A 20,518-nucleotide genomic window follows, 5' to 3' on the forward strand; every position below is an offset into this window, starting at 1 on the left:
GCCATGTCGATGACCCCGCAGGAAATCGTCTCCGAGCTCGACCGCCACATCGTCGGCCAGGCGCAGGCCAAGCGCGCGGTGGCGATCGCGCTGCGCAACCGCTGGCGCCGCCAGCAGGTCGACGAGAAGCTGCGCGCCGAGATCACGCCGAAGAACATCCTGATGATCGGCCCGACCGGGGTGGGCAAGACCGAGATCGCGCGCCGGCTCGCCAAGCTGGCTGACGCGCCTTTCGTCAAGGTCGAGGCGACCAAGTTCACCGAGGTCGGCTACGTCGGCAAGGACGTCGACACGATCGTGCGCGACCTCGTCGAGGTGGCGGTCAAGCAGGAGCGCGAACGCCAGATGAAGGCCAAGCGCGCGCTCGCCGAAGATGCGGCCGAGGACCGCATCCTCGACATCCTGGTGCCGCCGCCGCGCTCGGGCATGGGCTTCGGCGCCGACACGCCGCCGGCCGACAACACGGCGCGGCAGGTCATGCGCAAGCGCCTGCGCGAAGGCGCGCTCGACGACAAGGAGATCGAAGTCGACGTCGCCGAGCCGCGGCCCGCGCTCGAAATCCTCGGCCCGCAGGGCATGGAGGAGATGGCCGAGCAGCTCAAGGGCCTGTTCTCGCAGCTCGGCGCGGCGCGCAAGAAGACACGCAAGCTCAGGATCGGCGAGGCGCTGAAGCTGCTCGTCGAGGAAGAAGCGGCCAAGCTCGTCAACGAGGACGAGATCCGCAGCGCCGCGCTGGCCCATGCCGAGAGCAACGGCATCGTGTTCATCGACGAGATCGACAAGGTCGCGTCGCGCGCCGAGCACGCCGGTGCCGACGTCTCGCGCCAGGGGGTGCAGCGCGACCTGCTGCCGCTCGTCGAAGGCACGACGGTGAGCACGAAGTACGGCATGGTCAAGACCGACCACATCCTGTTCATCGCGTCGGGCGCCTTCCACCTCGCCAAGCCGAGCGACCTGATCCCGGAGCTGCAGGGGCGCTTTCCGATCCGCGTCGAGCTGACATCGCTGTCGGTCGACGACTTCGAGGCGATCCTGTCGAGCACGCATGCGAGCCTGGTCAAGCAGTATCAGGCCCTGCTGGCCACCGAAGGCGTGACGCTGGAAATCACGCCCGACGGCATCCGGCGGCTCGCGCAGATCGCGTTCGACGTCAACGAACGCACCGAGAACATCGGCGCGCGGCGGCTGGCCACCGTGCTCGAACGCCTGCTCGACGAGATCAGCTTCGACGCGCCGATGCTCGCCGGCCGCACCGTGACGCTCGACGCCGCGGCCGTCGACGCCAAGCTCGCGGCGCTGGCGAACAACGAGGACCTGTCGCGCTACATCCTGTAGCGGCGCGCACGGCAGCTACAGCGCGAGGCGGTGCGCCTGCAGCGCGAGCAGCCCGTCGAAAATCAGCGACTCGACCAGCTCGTGCTCGAGGTCGAGGAACGGCGCGACTTTCCAGCCGGCACCGCCCGTGATCAGCGTCACCGGGCGCTGCCCGCAGCGCGCCGCCAGGTGGCGGTGCATGCGCTCGATCGCTCCGGTGATCGCATAGGTGCCGCCGCTGGTCAGCGCATCCGACGTGTTCGACGGGAACGGGCGCACTTCCCCGGTGGGCACGCGCAGCCCCGCGGTGCCGCTCTCAAGCGCGCGCAACATGATGCCGTGGCCGGGCAGGATGATTCCGCCCAGAAAGTGGCCGTGCATGTCGAGCGCATCGACGGTCACCGCAGTGCCGATCATCACGACGAGCACCGGCCGCGCCGAGGCATGCGGCGCGCGGGTGCGCAGGTGTGCGCGCGCGCCGATCAGCGCGACCCAGCGGTCGGCGCCCAGCCGCGCGGGGTGGTCGTAGCCGTTGATGACGCCGGCGTCGTGGCTGCTCGGCACGACCCAGCGCGGCGCGACGTCCCACAGCTCCAGCTGCTCCTCGACGCGGCGGCGGATCGCGTCGCCGGCGACGTTGCAGCCGAGCATGCTCGTCGGCGGGGTCAGCTGGCGCCACTCGCCCTCGGCCAGTTCGTCGATCGTCTCGAGAAAAACGGCGCCGTGGGCCAGCACCGCGGCGCCCGGCTGCGGCGAGGCGTACTGCGCCCACTTCAGCCGCGTGTTGCCGATGTCGATGGCAAGAAAACTCAAGGTCGCATCCCGGGTCGAGCGCGCCGCCGGCGTCGGAGCCGGTGGCGCGCACGGAGGGTATCAGGCGCGGACACCGGCGAACACCCGGGCGAGCCGCGGTGGACGGCCGGGGGGCTCGGCTACACTGGCGTTGACGTTGACGTAAACGTCAACTGCAGTCCGGATCGACGCTGGAGACACCGATGACCGACCTGTCCGCGGAGTTCAAGGCCCTCGCGCAGTACCGCCCGACGCACAAGGTGCGCTTCGTCACCGCCGCGAGCCTGTTCGACGGCCACGACGCGGCGATCAACATCATGCGACGCATCCTGCAGAGCATGGGCGCCGAGGTGATCCATCTCGGCCACAACCGCTCGGTCGACGAGGTCGTCACCGCTGCGCTGCAGGAGGACGTGCAGGGCATCGCGGTCAGCAGCTACCAGGGCGGGCACGTCGAGTACTTCAAGTACATGATCGACCTGCTGCGCGAACGCGGCGGCGCGCACATCCAGGTCTTCGGCGGTGGCGGCGGCGTGATCGTGCCGCCCGAGATCCGCGAGCTGCAGGACTACGGTGTGGCGCGCATCTACAGCCCCGAAGACGGCCAGCGCATGGGCCTGCAGGGGATGATCGGCGAGATGCTGATGCGCTGCGACCACGACCTGTCGGGGTATGCGCCCAAGCGCGTCGACGACATCGTCGGTCACACGGAAACGGCGTGGCGCGCGCTGGCGCAGCTGATCACGGCGCTGGAGAACGGCCGCGCCGACGCGACGCTGGTGGAGGCGCTGCGCACCCGCGCCGCGCAGGCGACCGTACCGGTGCTCGGGATCACCGGCACCGGCGGCGCCGGCAAGTCGAGCCTGACCGACGAGCTGATCCGGCGCTTGCGCCTCGACCTCGACGACCGGCTGCGCATCGCCGTCGTCTCGATCGACCCGAGCCGGCGCAAGAGCGGCGGTGCGCTGCTCGGTGACCGCATCCGGATGAACGCGATCGGGCCGTGGCGTGCCGGCGCGCGCGTCTACATGCGCAGCCTCGCGACGCGCGACACCGGCAGCGAGATCAGCGCCGCGCTGCCCGACGTGCTGGCCGCCTGCAAGGTCGCGGGCTTCGACCTCGTCATCGTCGAGACCTCGGGGATCGGCCAGGGCGACGCGGCGATCGTGCCGCACGTCGACGTGCCTCTGTACGTGATGACGCCCGAGTTCGGCGCCGCCAGCCAGCTCGAGAAGATCGACATGCTCGACTTCGCGGAGTTCGTCGCGATCAACAAGTTCGATCGCAAGGGTGCGGCCGACGCGCTGCGCGACGTGGCCAAGCAAGTGCAGCGCAACCGCGAAGCCTTCAATGTGCCGGTGGACCAGATGCCGGTGTTCGGCACGATGGCCAGCCGATTCAACGACGACGGGGTCACAGCGCTCTATCAGGCGCTCAAGGCGCGGCTGGTCGAGCTCGGGCTCGACGCCGGCGGCGTGGGCAGGTTGCCGGCGGTGAACACGCGCTTCAGCACCCACCGCACGCCGATCGTGCCGCCGTCGCGCGTGCGCTATCTGGCCGAGATCGCCGAGACGGTGCGCGCGTACAAGCGGCGTGCACACGAGCAGGCCCGCCTCGCGCGCGAGATCCAGCAGCTGCGCGCCAGCGCGGCGATGCTGCTCGAGGCGATTCCGCACAAGTCGAAAGCGCGCGAAGCGCTCGAGGAGCAGGCCCAGCTGCGCGAGGCCCGGCTGGATCCGCACGCGCGCAAGCTGCTCGCGATGTGGCCCGACATGCAGCGGGCTTATGCGGGTGACGAGTATGTCGTCAAGATCCGCGACAAGGAGATCCGCACGCGGCTGACGTACACGACGCTGTCGGGCAACAAGGTGCGCAAGGTCGTGCTGCCACGCTACGAGGACCACGGCGAACTGCTGAAGTGGCTCCTGCTCGAGAACGTCCCTGGCAGCTTCCCGTACACCGCGGGCGTGTTCGCGTTCAAGCGCGAGAACGAGGACCCGACGCGCATGTTCGCCGGCGAGGGCGACGCCTTCCGCACCAACCGGCGCTTCAAGCTGCTGTCGGAGGGCATGCCGGCCAAGCGGCTGTCGACGGCGTTCGACAGCGTCACGCTGTACGGGCACGACCCCGACCGGCGCCCCGACATCTATGGCAAGGTCGGCAACTCGGGCGTCAGCATCGCGACGCTCGACGACATGAAGGTGCTGTACTCGGGCTTCGACCTGTGCAGCCCGAACACGTCGGTCAGCATGACGATCAACGGCCCGGCGCCAACGATCCTCGCGATGTTCATGAACACCGCGATCGACCAGCAGCTCGACAAGTTCAGGGTCGACAACGGGCGCGAGCCGACGGACGACGAAGCCGCGAAGATCAAGGCGTGGGTACTGTCGAACGTGCGGGGTACCGTGCAGGCGGACATCCTGAAGGAGGATCAGGGCCAGAACACCTGCATCTTCTCGACGGAGTTCAGCCTGAAGGTGATGGGCGACATCGCCGAGTACTTCGTGCACCACGACGTGCGCAATTTCTATTCGGTGTCGATCTCCGGCTACCACATCGCCGAAGCCGGTGCGAACCCGATCAGCCAGCTCGCGTTCACGCTGGCCAATGGCTTCACGTTCGTCGAGGCCTACCTGGCGCGCGGGATGCACATCGACGACTTCGCACCGAACCTGAGCTTCTTCTTCAGCAACGGGATGGACCCGGAATACACCGTGCTCGGCCGTGTCGCCCGCCGAATCTGGGCCACCGCGATGCGCGATCGCTATGGTGCGAACGAGCGCAGCCAGAAGCTCAAATACCACATCCAGACGTCGGGGCGCTCGCTGCATGCGCAGGAAATCGCGTTCAACGACATCCGCACCACGCTGCAGGCGCTGATCGCGGTCTACGACAACTGCAACTCACTGCACACAAACGCGTACGACGAGGCGATCACCACGCCGACCGAGGAGAGCGTCCGGCGCGCGATGGCGATCCAGCTGATCATCAATCGCGAGTGGGGGTTGGCGAAGAACGAGAACCCGAACCAGGGCGCGTTCATCATCGAGGAACTCACCGAACTCGTTGAGGAGGCTGTGCTCGCCGAGTTCGAACGGCTCGCCGAACGTGGCGGCGTGCTCGGCGCGATGGAGACGGGGTACCAGCGCGGCAAGATCCAGGAGGAGAGTCTTCACTACGAGATGCTCAAGCACACGGGCGAATATCCGATCATCGGTGTGAACACGTTCCGCAATCCGCACGGCGACCCGATCCCACAGTCGCTGGAGCTGGCACGTTCGACCGACGAGGAAAAAGCGAGCCAACTGCGGCGTCTACAGGACTTCCACGCCCGCCACGCCCGCGTCGCCCCTGCCATGCTGGCACGGCTGAAGCAGGTCGTTCTCGATGGTGGCAACGTTTTCGAGGTGCTGATGGATGCTGTGCGCTGCTGCAGTCTCGGCGAAATCACCGAGGCACTGTTCGAAGTCGGTGGACAGTACCGGCGCAGCATGTAGCGCGCTCAAGAATCCATCAGCAGCACGCGAAAGGCCAGACACGAAGGTCCACCGCGCGCTGCCCGCCCACCCGCAAAAGCCCGAAAAAGGAAAAGGGCCTCGCTGCAGAAAGCGAGGCCCTTTTTAAATATTAGCCTGACGATGTCCTACTTTCACACGGGAATCCGCACTATCATCGGCGCTGAGGCGTTTCACTGTCCTGTTCGGGATGGGAAGGAGTGGGACCACCTCGCTATGGTCATCAGGCTTAACTTGTCACGTGGAAGCACATGCTTCGCACGTCAAATCGATAGAGTCGAATACAGCAGATTGCATCACCGCACGACATAACTTTCGACGACAGCGCGTCAAAGTTATAGGGTCAAGCCTCACGAGCAATTAGTACCGGTTAGCTCAACGCATTACTGCGCTTCCACATCCGGCCTATCAACGTCCTGGTCTCGAACGACTCTTCAGGGGGCTCGAGGCCCCGGCAAGACTCATCTTGAGACGAGTTTCCCGCTTAGATGCTTTCAGCGGTTATCTCTTCCGCACTTAGCTACTCGGCAATGCCACTGGCGTGACAACCGATACACCAGAGGTGCGTCCACTCCGGTCCTCTCGTACTAGGAGCAGGCTCTCTCAATCTTGCAGCGCCCACGGAAGATAGGGACCAAACTGTCTCACGACGTTTTAAACCCAGCTCACGTACCTCTTTAAATGGCGAACAGCCATACCCTTGGGACCGACTACAGCCCCAGGATGAGATGAGCCGACATCGAGGTGCCAAACACCGCCGTCGATATGAACTCTTGGGCGGTATCAGCCTGTTATCCCCAGAGTACCTTTTATCCGTTGAGCGATGGCCCTTCCATACAGAACCACCGGATCACTTAGTCCTACTTTCGTACCTGCTCGACTTGTCAGTCTCGCAGTCAAGCACGCTTATGCCTATGCACTAACAGCACGATTTCCGACCGTGCCTAGCGTACCTTCGAACTCCTCCGTTACGCTTTGGGAGGAGACCGCCCCAGTCAAACTGCCCACCATACACTGTCCCCAACCCGGATCACGGGCCTAGGTTAGAACCTCAAACACACCAGGGTGGTATTTCAACGTCGGCTCCACCGGAACTGGCGTCCCGGCTTCAAAGCCTCCCACCTATCCTACACAGATCTGTTCAAAGTCCAATGTAAAGCTACAGTAAAGGTTCATGGGGTCTTTCCGTCTTTCCGCGGGGAGATTGCATCATCACAAACATTTCAACTTCGCTGAGTCTCTGGAGGAGACAGTGTGGCCATCGTTACGCCATTCGTGCAGGTCGGAACTTACCCGACAAGGAATTTCGCTACCTTAGGACCGTTATAGTTACGGCCGCCGTTTACTGGGACTTCGATCAAGAGCTTTCACCCCATCACTTAATCTTCCAGCACCGGGCAGGCGTCACACCCTATACGTCGACTTTCGTCTTTGCAGAGTGCTGTGTTTTTAATAAACAGTCGCAGCCACCGATTCTCTGCGACCTCTTTGGGCTCCGTCTGTTCAACTTCACCTACTCGAGGCACACCTTCTTCCGAAGTTACGGTGTCAATTTGCCGAGTTCCTTCTCCAGAGTTCTCTCAAGCGCCTGAGAATACTCATCACGCGCACCAGTGTCGGTTTGCGGTACGGTCGTGTGCAGCTGGAGCTTAGTGGCTTTTCCTGGGAGCAGGGTATCACTCGCTTCGGAAGCAAGCTTCCTCGTTATCACCCCTCATCTAAGGCCCCCGGATTTGCCTAAGGGCCACGACTACAGGCTTGAACCGGGACATCCAACACCCGGCCGAGCTAACCTTCTCCGTCCCCACATCGCACTGCACATCGGTACAGGAATATTGACCTGTTTCCCATCAGCTACGCATCTCTGCCTCGCCTTAGGGGCCGACTCACCCTACGCCGATGAACGTTGCGTAGGAAACCTTGCGCTTACGGCGAGGGGGCTTTTCACCCCCTTTAACGCTACTCATGTCAGCATTCGCACTTCTGATACCTCCAGCGGACCTCACGATCCACCTTCACAGGCGTACAGAACGCTCTCCTACCACTTGCACTTGCGTGCAAATCCGCAGCTTCGGTAACTGGCTTAGCCCCGTTACATCTTCCGCGCAGGACGACTCGATCAGTGAGCTATTACGCTTTCTTTAAATGATGGCTGCTTCTAAGCCAACATCCTGACTGTTTTAGCCTTCCCACTTCGTTTCCCACTTAGCCAATTTTGGGGACCTTAGCTGGCGGTCTGGGTTGTTTCCCTCTTGAGTCCGGACGTTAGCACCCGGTGCTCTGTCTCCCAGGCTGTACTCATCGGTATTCGGAGTTTGCAATGGTTTGGTAAGTCGCCATGACCCCCTAGCCATAACAGTGCTCTACCCCCGACGGTAATACCTGAGGCGCTACCTAAATAGCTTTCGGAGAGAACCAGCTATCTCCAGGTTTGTTTAGCCTTTCACCCCTATCCACAGCTCATCCGCTACTTTTGCAACAGTAGTCGGTTCGGACCTCCAGTGCGTGTTACCGCACCTTCATCCTGGCCATGGATAGATCACCTGGTTTCGGGTCTACACCCAGCGACTAGACGCCCTGTTCGGACTCGGTTTCCCTTCGCCTTCCCTACTCGGTTAAGCTCGCCACTGAATGTAAGTCGCTGACCCATTATACAAAAGGTACGCCGTCACCCTTGCGGGCTCCGACTTTTTGTATGCATGCGGTTTCAGGATCTATTTCACTCCCCTCCCGGGGTTCTTTTCGCCTTTCCCTCACGGTACTTGTGCACTATCGGTCGATTACGAGTATTTAGCCTTGGAGGATGGTCCCCCCATCTTCAGACAGGATTTCACGTGTCCCGCCCTACTTTTCGCACACCTAGTTCTACGCGCAATCTTTCCCGTACGGGGCTATCACCCGCTATGGCCGACCTTTCCAGATCGTTCCGATAGATCGCGCGCTAAAGAGTGCAGGCTGGTCCGATTTCGCTCGCCACTACTCTCGGAATCTCGGTTGATGTCTGTTCCTCGAGCTACTGAGATGTTTCAGTTCGCCCGGTTCGCCTCAACATCCTATGGATTCAGATGTTGATGCCCTTGCGGGCGGGTTTCCCCATTCGGAAATCTCCGGATCAAAGCTTATTTGCCAGCTCCCCGAAGCTTATCGCAGGCTATCACGTCCTTCATCGCCTGTAATCGCCAAGGCATCCACCACATGCACTTAGTCACTTGACCCTATAACTTTGACGCTTGCGCGCCGCCAAGGACTATCTAAGTATTTGCGTTATGCCGTATTCGTGACCATCCGGCCACGATTTGGTGACGCAATCATGATCGATCTGTTCGGGGTTAAATTCCCCGACACAGACCGACGCTGATTCGACTCTACGATTTGTTAAAGAACGACAGCCGATAGAATCGGACACGCAAACGCCGACCACAAGACGCTTGAGTGTCAGATTTAGTGGTGGAGGTGAACGGGATCGAACCGATGACCCCCTGCTTGCAAAGCAGGTGCTCTCCCAGCTGAGCTACACCCCCGAACGAGAGTTGGTGGGTCTGGTTGGATTCGAACCAACGACCCCCGCCTTATCAAGACGGTGCTCTAACCGACTGAGCTACAGACCCTTCTCGTGTCTACCGTGAATCGCGAAGGGCCTTTGGCCGAGATGCGCGCCACACTGGGCGTCGCATCGCAGTTCACGCCTCACTCACTGTCGAAAACAACAGCCGATAAGTGTGGGCGCGAGACTTTGAATGCATCTTCCAGAAAGGAGGTGATCCAGCCGCACCTTCCGATACGGCTACCTTGTTACGACTTCACCCCAGTCACGAACCCTGCCGTGGTAATCGCCCTCCTTGCGGTTAGGCTAACTACTTCTGGCAGAACCCGCTCCCATGGTGTGACGGGCGGTGTGTACAAGACCCGGGAACGTATTCACCGCGGCAAGCTGATCCGCGATTACTAGCGATTCCGACTTCACGCAGTCGAGTTGCAGACTACGATCCGGACTACGACCGGTTTTCTGGGATTGGCTCCCCCTCGCGGGTTGGCAGCCCTCTGTACCGGCCATTGTATGACGTGTGTAGCCCTACCCATAAGGGCCATGAGGACCTGACGTCATCCCCACCTTCCTCCGGTTTGTCACCGGCAGTCTCATTAGAGTGCCCTTTCGTAGCAACTAATGACAAGGGTTGCGCTCGTTGCGGGACTTAACCCAACATCTCACGACACGAGCTGACGACGGCCATGCAGCACCTGTGTCCCGGTTCTCTTTCGAGCACTCCCACATCTCTGCAGGATTCCGGGCATGTCAAGGGTAGGTAAGGTTTTTCGCGTTGCATCGAATTAAACCACATCATCCACCGCTTGTGCGGGTCCCCGTCAATTCCTTTGAGTTTCAACCTTGCGGCCGTACTCCCCAGGCGGTCAACTTCACGCGTTAGCTTCGTTACTGAACAGCAAGCCGTCCAACAACCAGTTGACATCGTTTAGGGCGTGGACTACCAGGGTATCTAATCCTGTTTGCTCCCCACGCTTTCGTGCATGAGCGTCAGTACAGGCCCAGGGGACTGCCTTCGCCATCGGTGTTCCTCCGCATATCTACGCATTTCACTGCTACACGCGGAATTCCATCCCCCTCTGCCGTACTCTAGCCGTGCAGTCACAAATGCAGTTCCCAGGTTAAGCCCGGGGATTTCACATCTGTCTTGCACAACCGCCTGCGCACGCTTTACGCCCAGTAATTCCGATTAACGCTCGCACCCTACGTATTACCGCGGCTGCTGGCACGTAGTTAGCCGGTGCTTATTCTTCAGGTACCGTCATTACGCCGAGGTATTAGCCCAGCGCGTTTCTTCCCTGACAAAAGCGGTTTACAACCCGAAGGCCTTCTTCCCGCACGCGGCATGGCTGGATCAGGGTTGCCCCCATTGTCCAAAATTCCCCACTGCTGCCTCCCGTAGGAGTCTGGGCCGTGTCTCAGTCCCAGTGTGGCTGGTCGTCCTCTCAGACCAGCTACGGATCGTCGCCTTGGTAGGCCTTTACCCCACCAACTAGCTAATCCGACATCGGCCGCTCCAATAGCGCGAGGCCTTGCGGTCCCCCGCTTTCACCCGTAGGTCGTATGCGGTATTAATCCGGCTTTCGCCGGGCTATCCCCCACTACTGGGTACGTTCCGATGCATTACTCACCCGTTCGCCACTCGTCGCCAGGTTGCCCCGCGTTACCGTTCGACTTGCATGTGTAAGGCATGCCGCCAGCGTTCAATCTGAGCCAGGATCAAACTCTTCAGTTTGATCTTGAAGTTGCTCAAAACGGAATTGAAGTGAACTTCACTTCTGCTTCCGTGAGCGTTTGTGGACCTTGCGATCCTTGGCATTCGCCGTCAAACGCCCACGCTTATCGGCTGTATGTTGTTAAAGAACTTGCCTTTCGGCGCGTCGCTGTTGTCATCAGCGAAGACCGCTATTCTGATTCGATCCGCATACCCGTGTCAAGCGCTGGGTTTTTGCGTTTCGACCGAAGCGGCGCGGGCTGCACTTCAGCGAGGGGCGGACTATAGCAGGCTTGCCGGCCCGGCCCGCTCCAGACCTCGGTGTGCGCACGCAAGCCACCCGGATGCTCCCGGCGTCACCGGCTTCGCAGCAAGCGCGCCCAGGCCTGCGCCGGGTCATCGGCCGCAAGCGCCTCGTCGACGAGGGTGGCAAGCCGGCGTGCGTCTGCGCGCAGGATGCGCTGCTTGATGGCGGCGATTTGCGCCGGGTGCATCGAGAAGCTGCGCAGGCCCATCGCCAGCAGCAGCTCGGTGAACGCCGGGTCTCCGGCCATCTCGCCGCACACGCTCACGGACTTGCCCGCCCTGCGGCTGGCGGCGATCACGTCGGCAACCAGGCGCAGCACGGCGGGGTGCCACGGCTCGTACAGACTCGCGACGGCCTCGTCGGCACGGTCGATCGCGAGCGTGTACTGGATCAGGTCGTTGGTGCCGATCGACACGAAGTCCACCAGCGGCAGCAGCGACGGCAGCGTCAGCGCAGCGGCTGGCACTTCGATCATCGCGCCGATCTCGATGTCGGTGTACGGCCGCCCTGCGTCCTCGAGCTGGCGCTTCGCGCGTGCGACCACCTCCCGCGTCTGATGCAGTTCGCGCGGGTGCATCACCATCGGCACGAGCATGCGGACCTTGCCGTGCGCGCTCGCGCGCAAGATCGCACGCACCTGCTGGCGGAACATCGCGGGCTCAGCCAGGCTCCAGCGGATCGCCCGCCGCCCGAGCGCCGGATTCAGCGAATGGTCGTGCCGCAGTTCCTGCGCGGACATGCGATCCAGCGGCTTGTCGGCACCGATGTCGACGGTGCGGATCGTCACCGGCAGACCGCCCATCGCCTCGACGGCCGCCCGGTAAGCTTCGTATTGCTCGTCCTCGTCCGGCAGCGCGCCGCCGCGGTTGAGGAACAGGAACTCACTGCGGAACAAGCCCACGCCGACGGCGCCGGCCTCGAGTGCCGCCAGCGCGTCGCTCGGCAGCTCGATGTTGGCCAGCAGTTCGACCGCTTCGCCGTCGAGCGTGACGGCCGGTGTGAAGCGAAGGCGGTGCAGTCTCGCCCGCTCGAGCTCGATCTGGCGCTGGCGGAAGCGGTACTCCTCGAGGACGATCGGCGACGGGTTGACGATCACGGCGCCTGCGTCGCCATCGATCACGAGCCAGTCGTCCTGCCGGATCACGCGGCTGGCTTCGCGCGCGCCGACCACCGCCGGGATGTCCATGCTGCGCGCGACGATCGCGGTGTGCGACGTTCGGCCGCCGACGTCGGTGACGAAGCCGGTGAACACGCTGCGCTTGAAGTGCAGCAGGTCGGCCGGTGCGATGTCGCTCGACACCAGCACCAGCGGGTCCTCGCCGCCGAAGTCGCGGGTCAGCGCGCCGGGACCCGCCGGCGGCTGCCCGGCCGCGTCGCGCGCCAGCGCACGCAGCAGCCGCTCGATGACCTGCTCGAGGTCGGCCTTGCGCTCGCGCAGGTACTCGTCCTCCATCTCGTCGAACTGCCGCGCAACGACTTCGAACTGCGCCGACAGCGCCCACTCGGCGTTGTAATGACGCTCGCTGATCCACTGCTTGGTCGGCTGCGTCAGCGCCTCGTCGTGCAGCAGCATCAGGTGGACGTCGAGCAGCGCCGACAACTCGGGCGGCGCGTCGTGCGGCAGCTCGTCCTTCAGGTGCGACAGCTCTTCGGCCACGGCGTCGCGCGCACGACGCAGGCGCTCGACCTCGCGGGGGATGTCGGCGGCATCGATGAAATAGTGCGCCACGTCGACCCGACTCGACGCCACGAGCACCGCACGCCCGATCGCGACGCCGCGCGACACCGGCAGCCCGAAGATCTGGATGCTCATGCGGTCACTGTAGCAGCGGCGCCGGCCGCCGCAGCACGCAGACGCAGCCCGGCCGCTGGAGCCCGTCGATGGCGCCATCCACAGGCGCCGTCACGCGGCTGTCACCGCCACTTCATCGCGCGTTCACGCCAGGCCCCGACGATCGACGCCGTAGATGGAGGATGTCGATGCGGGACCTGCCCCTGCCCACCCGGCCGCTGGCCGCCCTGCTGCACCGGCCGCCGGCCGACGACGCACCGGTGCGCGACGCCGGGGCCACGCGCGCCGCGGTGCGCATCGACGTGGCCTGGGCTTGCGACGAGGAGGACGTGCGCGCCGCACAGCGATTGCGTCACCGCGTCTTCGTCGACGAGATGGGGGCCCAGCCGCGCGTGCCGCCGGGAACGCCCGCCGGCCACGACGCCGACGTCTTCGACCCGTTTTGCGAGCACCTGCTCGTGCGGGTGCACCGTGGCGCCGACGACGCCCCCGAGGTCGTCGGCACCTATCGCGTTCTGACGCCCGAGGCGGCGCGCCGCGCCGGCGGCTACTACACCGACACCGAGTTCGACCTCACGCGGCTGCGCGCGCTGCGCCCGAGCATGGTCGAGCTCGGCCGCGCCTGCGTCGCGCCCCAGTGGCGCGACGGCGCCGTGATCCTCGCGCTGTGGAACGCGCTGGCCGACTTCCTCGGCCGCAACCGCTTCGACACCGCGATCGGCTGCGCCAGCGTCTCGATGCGCGACGGCGGCCACCTGGCCGCCAGCCTGTGGGCGCGACTGGACCGCAGCCACCGCGCGCCGATCCAGTGGCAAGTGCGTCCGCGTCTGCCGCTGCCGATCGAGTCGCTGCGGCGCGACCTCGACGCGCCCCTGCCCTCGCTGATCAAGGGCTACCTGCGCTGCGGCGCTCGACTGCTCGGCACACCGGCTTGGGACCCCGACTTCGCGACGGCCGACCTGCCGCTGCTGCTGCGCACCGCCGACCTGCCGGCGCGCTTCCGGCGCCCAACCGCAGTGGCTTGAGGGCCGCCGGCCCGCCGCCGCGTCACTCGCCTTCGCCGAAGCGGTCGGCGACGAGCGCAACGATCGCCGCGGCCGCGGCCTCGGCGTCGGGGCCGTCGACCTCGAGCTCGACCTCGCTGCCGGGACCGGCCGCCAGCATCATCACGCCCATGATGCTCTTGGCGTTGACGCGCCGGCCGTTGCGGCTGAGGTGCACGTCGCTGGCGAAGCCGCTGGCCAGCTTGGTCAGCTTGGCCGACGCGCGCGCGTGCAGGCCGAGCCTATTGCTGATGCTGAGCGTGGTTCTGATCATGGGCGGCGGCGCGGCGGGGTTGAACCTGCGGGGCGGGCGTCGACAACTGCATCACGCCCTGCTGGCCGGCCGCGACGGCGGCGGCCACGAGTTGATCGAGCGGGTCGTGCACGTGGTCGACGACCTTCCACAGCATCGGCACGTTGACGCCACTGACGACGCGCACGCTCACGCCGTCGGCGCACTGCAGCGCGGCGTTGCACGGCGACGCGGCGAAGACGTCGGTCAGCACCAGCACCTGCGGCTGGTTCATGCGCACCAGCACGTCGCGCACCCGCTCGCTGATCTCGTCGAGGCCGCGCAGCCCCGGCGGCACGTCGAACGCCTCGATCACGGCGTCGGGATTCAGGCCGGTGTGCCGCGCCACCGACGCCAGGGCCGAGGCCAACGGCGCGTGGGCGACGATCAGGAGGGCAGCCATGGCGACGGCGGATTATGCGAGGTCACGACGGGCGCGCCGCCGTCCCGGCCGGTGCCTCGCGCCCGCCGAGCGCCAGAAACCACAGGTACGACGCGACACAGAGCACGGCGAACACGGCGAACGCGGCCTGGAATGACGCCAGCGGCGCCCAGCCGAGCGCGCGCAGCAGGTCGATCAGCAGCCCGATGCCCCATTGAACGCAGAACACGCCGCCGAAGATGACGAGGTTGTAGGCCGACAGCGCACGACCGGCGCGCGCGGTGTCGAAAGCCTGCCCGATGGCCGGCTGCGCGAGCGACACCACGCTGCACGAGACGCACCACAGCGCCCAGGCCGTGGCGCCGCTGCGCTCGCCGAGCGCGACCACCACGACCAGCAGCGCCAGGCTCACCGGCACGCCGGCGCTGATCAGGCGCTGCGCGTGCCAGCCGGCGCGCAGCAGTCGCGGCATCACGAGGCCCCAGGCGAGGAACGCGACCAGCATCGACAGGTTGATCGCGAACAGCCCACGCGCCGCGGCCTGCGGCGTGTGGCCGGCGACCTGCGTCAGCCACGGCCCCGCCCACAGCGACTGCACCGCCACCAGGCCGCCGTAGTGCACGAAGCCCATCGGCAGCAGACGCACGAACATCGGGTGCCGGAAGATGTCGCGATAGCCGCCCCTCGCGCCCGACCCTTCGTTCTCGGCCGCCGCGCGCTCGTCACGCGGCACGCCCCACGCGATGACCGCCATCGACACCGCGAGCAGCGCCGCCAGCACCCAGAACAGGCCGCGCCACCCCAGCAGCGGCAGCAGCGCCTGCACCGGCACCGTCGACGCCAGCATCCCGAGCGATCCCGTCATCAGCATCCACGAGTTGGCGCGCAGCTGCAGCGCCGGCGTGAAGCGATGACGGAAGCACGTCAGCGGCGCCATCAGGCACGCCGCGACGCCCACACCGATCAGCGTGCGAGCGACCAGCAGCCCGGCGAAGCTGCGCGCCAGCGCGAACGCCGCGCACGCGAGCACGGCCACCGCGAGGAACGCGAGCAGCACGCGCTTGGGGCCGTGACGGTCGAGCGCACTGCCCAGCGGCAGCTGCAGCGCCGCAAAGCCGAGGAAGTACGCGCCCGCGAGGAGCCCGAGGTCGCCTGCGCCGAGGCCGAGCTCGGCGCTGAACGCCGGTGCGAGCGTCGCCATCACCGCGCGCAGCAACGCGGAGAAGAAGTAGGCGAACGCGAACGCGACGAAGATCGTCGCCGCGGTGCGCGTCGCCGCCGCGGGCGTGGCCGCCGCAGTGCCGCTCACGGCGCCAGCTTCACGCTCTCGAAGAACACGCGCACCGACTCCGGCGCCGGCGCCGGGCCGATCACGGTGGCCTGAAACACGCGCGTGCCCCTGGCGAACGTCAGCACGTCTTCACGGACCTCGGAGCCGTCGGGCAGCCGCCCGTGCAGCGCCCAGCGCCGCGCGTACGGGTTGGGCGTCATCCCGGGCACCGCCAGCGGCTCGCCGCTCACCGGCTCGGCACCGATGTTGGCGGCCGCAGACGCCGCCAGCGCCTGCAGGGCCGGCGTCACCCGCGCGGGGTCGACGACGTCCCCGTGCGTCAGCGCGTAGGTGGTGGGCCCGGCGGCGCAGGCCAGCAGCGTCAGCTCGACTGCAGCGCCGGCCAGCGCGACAGGGCGCGTCAGGCTGGTGGGCTTGCACGGGAACAGCAGCAGCGCACCGCTGCCGGCCGGGCGCACTTCGCGCCAGTCTTCGACCGGGCTGCACGCCGCCATGGCCAGCACGACGGCGAGCGTCCACGGGGTCGTCTTCATCGCGGCGCATTATGGGTGGCGCCTGCACACGGCCCGCCCGCCCCGCGAACGCGGGGCACGGGCGTGCGGTTTTGGCACGACCGCGGCCGCCCCCCGATCGCCCGGGCGCCGGCGCGGAGATACTGTCGACGGTTCGCGCGGGCCCGGCACGTTGCTGCCGGCGTCACCGGCGCTCCCCACGAAGAAGCCCACGACGGCCAGGAGGTATGGACTCGACCCACGACGCCCCGCGGGCGGGTGATCCCGCGCGCACCGCCATCGACGGCGGCGATGCGCACGACGTCGCCGACGCGCACTGGTCGGCCCTGTTCGCCCAGTTCGGTGCCGAAGTCGCGCAACCGCTGACTGCCGCGCTCGAACGCCTGCGCGCGCTGACCGACGGCCCGGGCCGCGACCCGGTGGCGCTGCAGGCGCTGGCGCGCGAGATCGAGCGCGCCCGCGCCGCGGCGCTGCTCGCGCAGCAGCTCGCGCGGCTCGCGAACCCGGCACTGCAGCGGCGCCCGGAGCAGCTCGATCTGGCGCTCGTGCTGCGCGAAGTCGTCGCCGAGCGGCAGCCCGCGGCGCGCCGCCGCGGCACGCCGCTGCTCGAGACGATCCGGCCGGCCGCCGTCGTCGTCGACCCGCCGCTGCTGCACCGCCTGCTGCACGCCACCCTCGACTGGGCGCTGGCGCACACGCGCTCGGCGCTGCACATCGGGCTCGACCACCGCTCGTGGCCGGCACGTGCGCGGCTGCACGTGCGCTTTCGCCACCGGCCCACCGACGAGGTGCCCGACCCGCAGGCACCGATGCACGTCGACGCGCTGGACACGCTCGACTGGCAGCTGCTGCGCCAGATCGCCGTCACCGCCGGCCTCGTGCTCGAGCGCGCCGACACCGCCTGCGGCTGCCGGCTGACGGTCGAGTTCCCGCGCACCGTCTACGCGCCGATCGAGGGCATCAGCACCCTCGAGCTCGACACCGGCTTCAATTCGACGTTCGGCTCGCGACCGCTGGCCGGCCACCACGTGCTCGTCGTCACCGCGCGGCGCGACCTGCGGCAGGAGATCCGCGACGCGCTGCGCCCGCTCGGACTGATGATCGACATCGTCGGCTCGGTCGAAGGCGCGCGCGAGTTCTGCCAGGCCGGCCCGCCGCACGTGCTCGTGCACGACGCGCAACTGGCCGGCGAGCGGCTGCGCGCGCTGCACGCCGACCTGCGGACGCTCGCGCACCCCCCCGTGTTCGTCGAGGTCGCCGACGACGGTCCGCGGCTGAACACGTCACCGTTCGACGCCGGCGGCATCGCCCGCGTCGGCCGCGCGACGCTGGCCGACGCGCTGCCCGCGGCGCTGATGTTCGAGCTGTCGCAGGACGCCCCGCCGCCGCTCAGCGACCGAACACCCGCCTGAGCAGCGCGCTGCCGGTGGCCACCGGGTCGCGGCGAATCTTGCGCTCCTCCTCGCCGATCGTGCGGTACAGGCCGTCGAGCGCCTTGTCGGTCACGTAGGCCTCGATGCTCGCCTGTTCGCCCTTGACGAGCCCCGCGGCAGCCGCGCGCTGGGCCAGCGCGTTGTACTTCTCGGCCAGCGCGTGCTTGCGCGTCGCGTCGTCGACGATCGGGCGGAAGCGCTGCGTCAGCGGCTCGCGCGTCTTGCGCTCGAAGAACTGCGTGACGGCGGTCTCGCCGCCGCGCACGATCGCCACCGCGTCCTCGACCGTCATCGAGCGCACCGCACCGCGCACGAGGTCGAGCGAACCGGCCACCGCCGTTTCGGCCGCGCGGTTGATCGCCAACTCGAGCTCGTCGACGCGCCTGCCCTGGCCCATCGCCTTCATCACCTGGGCCGCCGAGTCCAGCGGCGGCGGCAGCCCGATGCGCAGCGCCTTGTTGCCCCAGAAGCCGTCCTTGCGGCCGAGCAGCTGCACTGCCGCGGTGCCGGCGCGCTCGAGTGCGGCACGCACCCCCGCCGCGGCATCGGACTCGCTGAGCGCCCACGCCGGGAACGCCAACCCCGCTGCCGCACTCGAAACGAGCGCTGCCGTAAACTGCCTTCGACCGACCGCACCTGCTGTCATGAAGCTCTCCCGTTCCGTCGTCACCGCGTTCGCCGGCACGATCGCCGTCGTGATCGCCCTGCTCGCGTGGCAGAGTCTGGCACGTCTGGAGCCGGCGCCGGCGGTCACTTACACCTTGTTGGATGGCTCGAAGGTCACCAGCGACGACCTGCGCGGCAAGGTGGTGCTGGTCAACTTCTGGGCCACGAGCTGCGTCACCTGCGTCAAGGAGATGCCGCAGATCGCCGCGACGCACGAGAAATTCCGTGCCCGCGGCTACGAGACGATCGCCGTGGCGATGAGCTACGACCCGCCGGCCTTCGTCTCGCGCTTCGCCGAGACGCGGCAGCTGCCATTCGCGGTAGCGATCGACAACACCGGCGAGATCGCGCAGCGCTTCGGCGACGTGCGGCTGACGCCGACGACGTTCCTGATCAACCAGCGCGGCGAGATCGTCAAGCGCTACGTCGGCGAGCCCGACTTCGCGGCACTGCACGCGCTGGTCGACAAGCTGCTGACGCGCGGCTGAGCCGGCCTCCCGTGCGGCGGGCTTGCGCGAGGTCAAGCCCGGCAACGGCGATTGCGTCTAGGGTGGCGGGTATCGTTCAACCTGCCTCCTTTCGCCATGACCACCCCGTCGTTTCCCGAGCTGACGCAGAACGTGTCGCGGCAGCTCGTGCCGTTTCGCAAGTCGCAGGCCGCGACGATGCAGGGCTTCAGCGCGATGGCCTCCGCCGCGATGGCCGACGGCACGCTCAGCGAGAAGACCAAGGAGCTGATCGCGCTGGGCATCAGCGTCAGCCAGCGCTGCCCGGCGTGCATCGGCTTCCACACCAAGGCTCTCGTGAAGCTCGGCGCGACGAAGGCCGAGTTCGAGGAAGCCCTCGGCGTGGCGGTCTACATGGGCGGCGGGCCGTCGCTGATGTATGCCGCCGAGGCGCTGCAGGCCTGGGAGCAGTTCAGCGCCTGCTGAGCGCGTCGGTCACGCCACCGGCGCGATGCCGGCCGCGTGCGCCTGCCGGTCGGCGTGGTAGCTCGAGCGCACGAGCGGTCCGACCGCGGCGTGCGTGAAACCCATCGCGTAGGCCTCGCGCTCGAACATCGCAAACGTGTCGGGGTGCACGTAGCGGCGCACCGGCAGGTGGTGGCCGCTGGGCGCGAGGTACTGGCCGATCGTCAGCATGTCGATGCCGTGCGCGCGCATGTCGCGCATGACCTGCAGGATCTCGTCGTCGGTCTCGCCCAGCCCCACCATCAGCCCGCTCTTGGTCGGCACGCCGGGCACCTCCTGCTTGAAGCGCTGCAGCAGCGTCAGGCTGAACTGGTAGTCCGAGCCCGGGCGCGCCTCCTTGTACAGCCGGGGCACCGTCTCGAGGTTGTGGTTCATCACGTCGGGCGGCGCGGCCTTCAGGATGCCGAGCGCGCGGTCCATGCGGCCGCGGAAGTCGGGCGTCAGGATCTCGATCTGCGTGCCGGGCGACAGCTCGCGCGTCTTGCGGATGCACTCGACGAAGTGCGCCGCGCCGCCGTCGCGCAGGTCGTCGCGGTCGACGCTGGTGATGACGACGTACCTGAGCTTCAGCGCCGCGATCGTCTTCGCGAGGTTCAGCGGCTCGTCGGCGTCGAGCGGATCGGGGCGGCCGTGGCCGACGTCGCAAAACGGGCAGCGGCGCGTGCACTTGTCGCCCATGATCATGAACGTCGCGGTGCCCTTGCCGAAGCACTCGCCGATGTTGGGGCAGCTCGCCTCCTCGCACACCGTGTGCAGCCGGTGCTCGCGCAGGATCTGCTTGATCTCGTAGAAGCGCGTCGTCGGGCTGCCGGCCTTGACGCGGATCCACTCGGGCTTCTTCAGCACCTCGGCCGGCACGACCTTGATCGGGATGCGCGCGGTCTTGGCCTGCGCCTTCTGCTTGGCGGACGGGTCGTAGGCGGGGGTGGGCGTCGTCATCGCGGTCG

14 protein-coding genes, 2 tRNA genes and 3 rRNA genes are annotated in these 20,518 nt (G+C 66.4%); 6 read left to right on the forward strand and 13 right to left on the reverse strand.

The genetic code is table 11. The features are described from left to right. Positions 1-3: 3 nt before the first annotated feature. Positions 4-1,335 carry an ATP-dependent protease ATPase subunit HslU gene (gene hslU, locus MOJ79_RS01910; RefSeq protein WP_241922633.1) on the forward strand — a complete coding sequence of 444 codons (1,332 nt, stop codon included), beginning with the start codon at positions 4-6 and terminating at the stop codon, positions 1,333-1,335. Positions 1,336-1,350: 15 nt separating this feature from the next. On the opposite strand, the gene MOJ79_RS01915 is transcribed toward hslU, so the two are convergent. Then, entirely contained in the window at positions 1,351-2,127 is a 777-nt protein-coding gene (locus MOJ79_RS01915) for a type III pantothenate kinase (protein WP_241922634.1), read from the reverse strand. A 182-nt stretch (positions 2,128-2,309) separates the two neighbouring features. On the opposite strand from MOJ79_RS01915, the gene icmF reads away from it, so the two are divergent. Beyond that, a complete protein-coding gene (icmF, locus tag MOJ79_RS01920; protein ID WP_241922635.1) occupies positions 2,310-5,606 on the forward strand; it encodes a fused isobutyryl-CoA mutase/GTPase IcmF in 3,297 nt (1,098 codons plus the stop codon). 133 nt (positions 5,607-5,739) lie between these two features. Here the strand turns inward: icmF and rrf are convergent. From rrf to ptsP, 6 genes are all read right to left on the reverse strand, one after another. Next, positions 5,740-5,852, reverse strand: a 5S ribosomal RNA gene (gene rrf, locus MOJ79_RS01925). Positions 5,853-5,963: 111 nt separating this feature from the next. After that, positions 5,964-8,839: ribosomal RNA gene (locus MOJ79_RS01930) — 23S ribosomal RNA — on the reverse strand. Positions 8,840-9,069: 230 nt separating this feature from the next. Continuing rightward, positions 9,070-9,145 (reverse strand) — tRNA-Ala (locus MOJ79_RS01935). A gap of 10 nt (positions 9,146-9,155) precedes the next feature. Next, a tRNA-Ile gene (locus MOJ79_RS01940) sits at positions 9,156-9,232 on the reverse strand. 142 nt (positions 9,233-9,374) lie between these two features. Next, a 16S ribosomal RNA gene (locus MOJ79_RS01945) occupies positions 9,375-10,903 on the reverse strand. Together the 16S, 23S and 5S rRNA genes with 2 tRNA genes alongside form the textbook arrangement of a ribosomal RNA operon. Positions 10,904-11,238: 335 nt before the next feature. Next, positions 11,239-13,002, reverse strand: coding sequence for a phosphoenolpyruvate--protein phosphotransferase (gene ptsP / locus MOJ79_RS01950; RefSeq protein ID WP_241922636.1), 1,764 nt, complete (start codon positions 13,000-13,002; stop codon positions 11,239-11,241). A 167-nt stretch (positions 13,003-13,169) separates the two neighbouring features. On the opposite strand from ptsP, the gene MOJ79_RS01955 reads away from it, so the two are divergent. After that, entirely contained in the window at positions 13,170-14,006 is an 837-nt protein-coding gene (locus MOJ79_RS01955) for a GNAT family N-acetyltransferase (protein WP_241922637.1), read from the forward strand. A gap of 22 nt (positions 14,007-14,028) precedes the next feature. On the opposite strand, the gene MOJ79_RS01960 is transcribed toward MOJ79_RS01955, so the two are convergent. Genes MOJ79_RS01960 through MOJ79_RS01975 form a run of 4 tightly spaced genes read right to left on the reverse strand, consistent with a single transcriptional unit; the run spans position 14,029 to position 16,522 of the window. Further along, positions 14,029-14,298, reverse strand: a complete 270-nt coding sequence (locus tag MOJ79_RS01960; protein ID WP_119289633.1) for an HPr family phosphocarrier protein — start codon at positions 14,296-14,298, stop codon at positions 14,029-14,031. Beyond that, entirely contained in the window at positions 14,267-14,719 is a 453-nt protein-coding gene (locus MOJ79_RS01965; protein ID WP_241922638.1) for a PTS sugar transporter subunit IIA, read from the reverse strand. Before MOJ79_RS01965 ends, MOJ79_RS01960 begins: the two co-directional genes overlap by 32 nt. A gap of 22 nt (positions 14,720-14,741) precedes the next feature. Then, positions 14,742-16,007: an MFS transporter gene (locus MOJ79_RS01970; protein WP_241922639.1), complete on the reverse strand. Its 1,266-nt coding sequence runs from the start codon at positions 16,005-16,007 to the stop codon at positions 14,742-14,744. Next, the gene (locus tag MOJ79_RS01975; protein WP_241922640.1) at positions 16,004-16,522 is read right to left on the reverse strand and encodes a hypothetical protein; all 519 of its coding nucleotides are present in this window, start codon (positions 16,520-16,522) and stop codon (positions 16,004-16,006) included. The genes MOJ79_RS01970 and MOJ79_RS01975 overlap by 4 nt, the downstream gene beginning before the upstream one ends. Positions 16,523-16,728: 206 nt before the next feature. Here MOJ79_RS01975 and MOJ79_RS01980 point away from each other — a divergent pair, with 206 nt between their 5' ends. After that, the gene (locus tag MOJ79_RS01980; RefSeq protein WP_241922641.1) at positions 16,729-17,913 is read left to right on the forward strand and encodes a hypothetical protein; all 1,185 of its coding nucleotides are present in this window, start codon (positions 16,729-16,731) and stop codon (positions 17,911-17,913) included. On the opposite strand, the gene MOJ79_RS01985 is transcribed toward MOJ79_RS01980, so the two are convergent. Further along, positions 17,891-18,580, reverse strand: a complete 690-nt coding sequence (locus MOJ79_RS01985) for a DUF4197 domain-containing protein (protein WP_241922642.1) — start codon at positions 18,578-18,580, stop codon at positions 17,891-17,893. The two genes, MOJ79_RS01980 and MOJ79_RS01985, sit on opposite strands and share 23 nt — an antisense overlap. Between MOJ79_RS01985 and MOJ79_RS01990 the strand changes: the two genes are divergently transcribed. Together MOJ79_RS01990 and MOJ79_RS01995 are read left to right on the forward strand one after the other, a co-directional pair. Further along, a complete protein-coding gene (locus MOJ79_RS01990) occupies positions 18,579-19,088 on the forward strand; it encodes a peroxiredoxin family protein (protein ID WP_241922643.1) in 510 nt (169 codons plus the stop codon). The genes MOJ79_RS01985 and MOJ79_RS01990 overlap by 2 nt on opposite strands. Before the next feature lie 96 nt (positions 19,089-19,184). Continuing rightward, complete coding sequence (locus MOJ79_RS01995; RefSeq protein ID WP_241922644.1) at positions 19,185-19,532, forward strand: carboxymuconolactone decarboxylase family protein; 348 nt, start codon at positions 19,185-19,187, stop codon at positions 19,530-19,532. A 9-nt stretch (positions 19,533-19,541) separates the two neighbouring features. Here MOJ79_RS01995 and lipA read toward each other — a convergent pair whose 3' ends face one another. Then, entirely contained in the window at positions 19,542-20,510 is a 969-nt protein-coding gene (gene lipA, locus MOJ79_RS02000; protein WP_241922645.1) for a lipoyl synthase, read from the reverse strand. Between the last annotated feature and the right edge of the window lie 8 nt (positions 20,511-20,518).

This window comes from Calidifontimicrobium sp. SYSU G02091, from assembly GCF_022631395.1.
Taxonomy (GTDB): domain Bacteria; phylum Pseudomonadota; class Gammaproteobacteria; order Burkholderiales; family Burkholderiaceae_C; genus Calidifontimicrobium; species Calidifontimicrobium sediminis.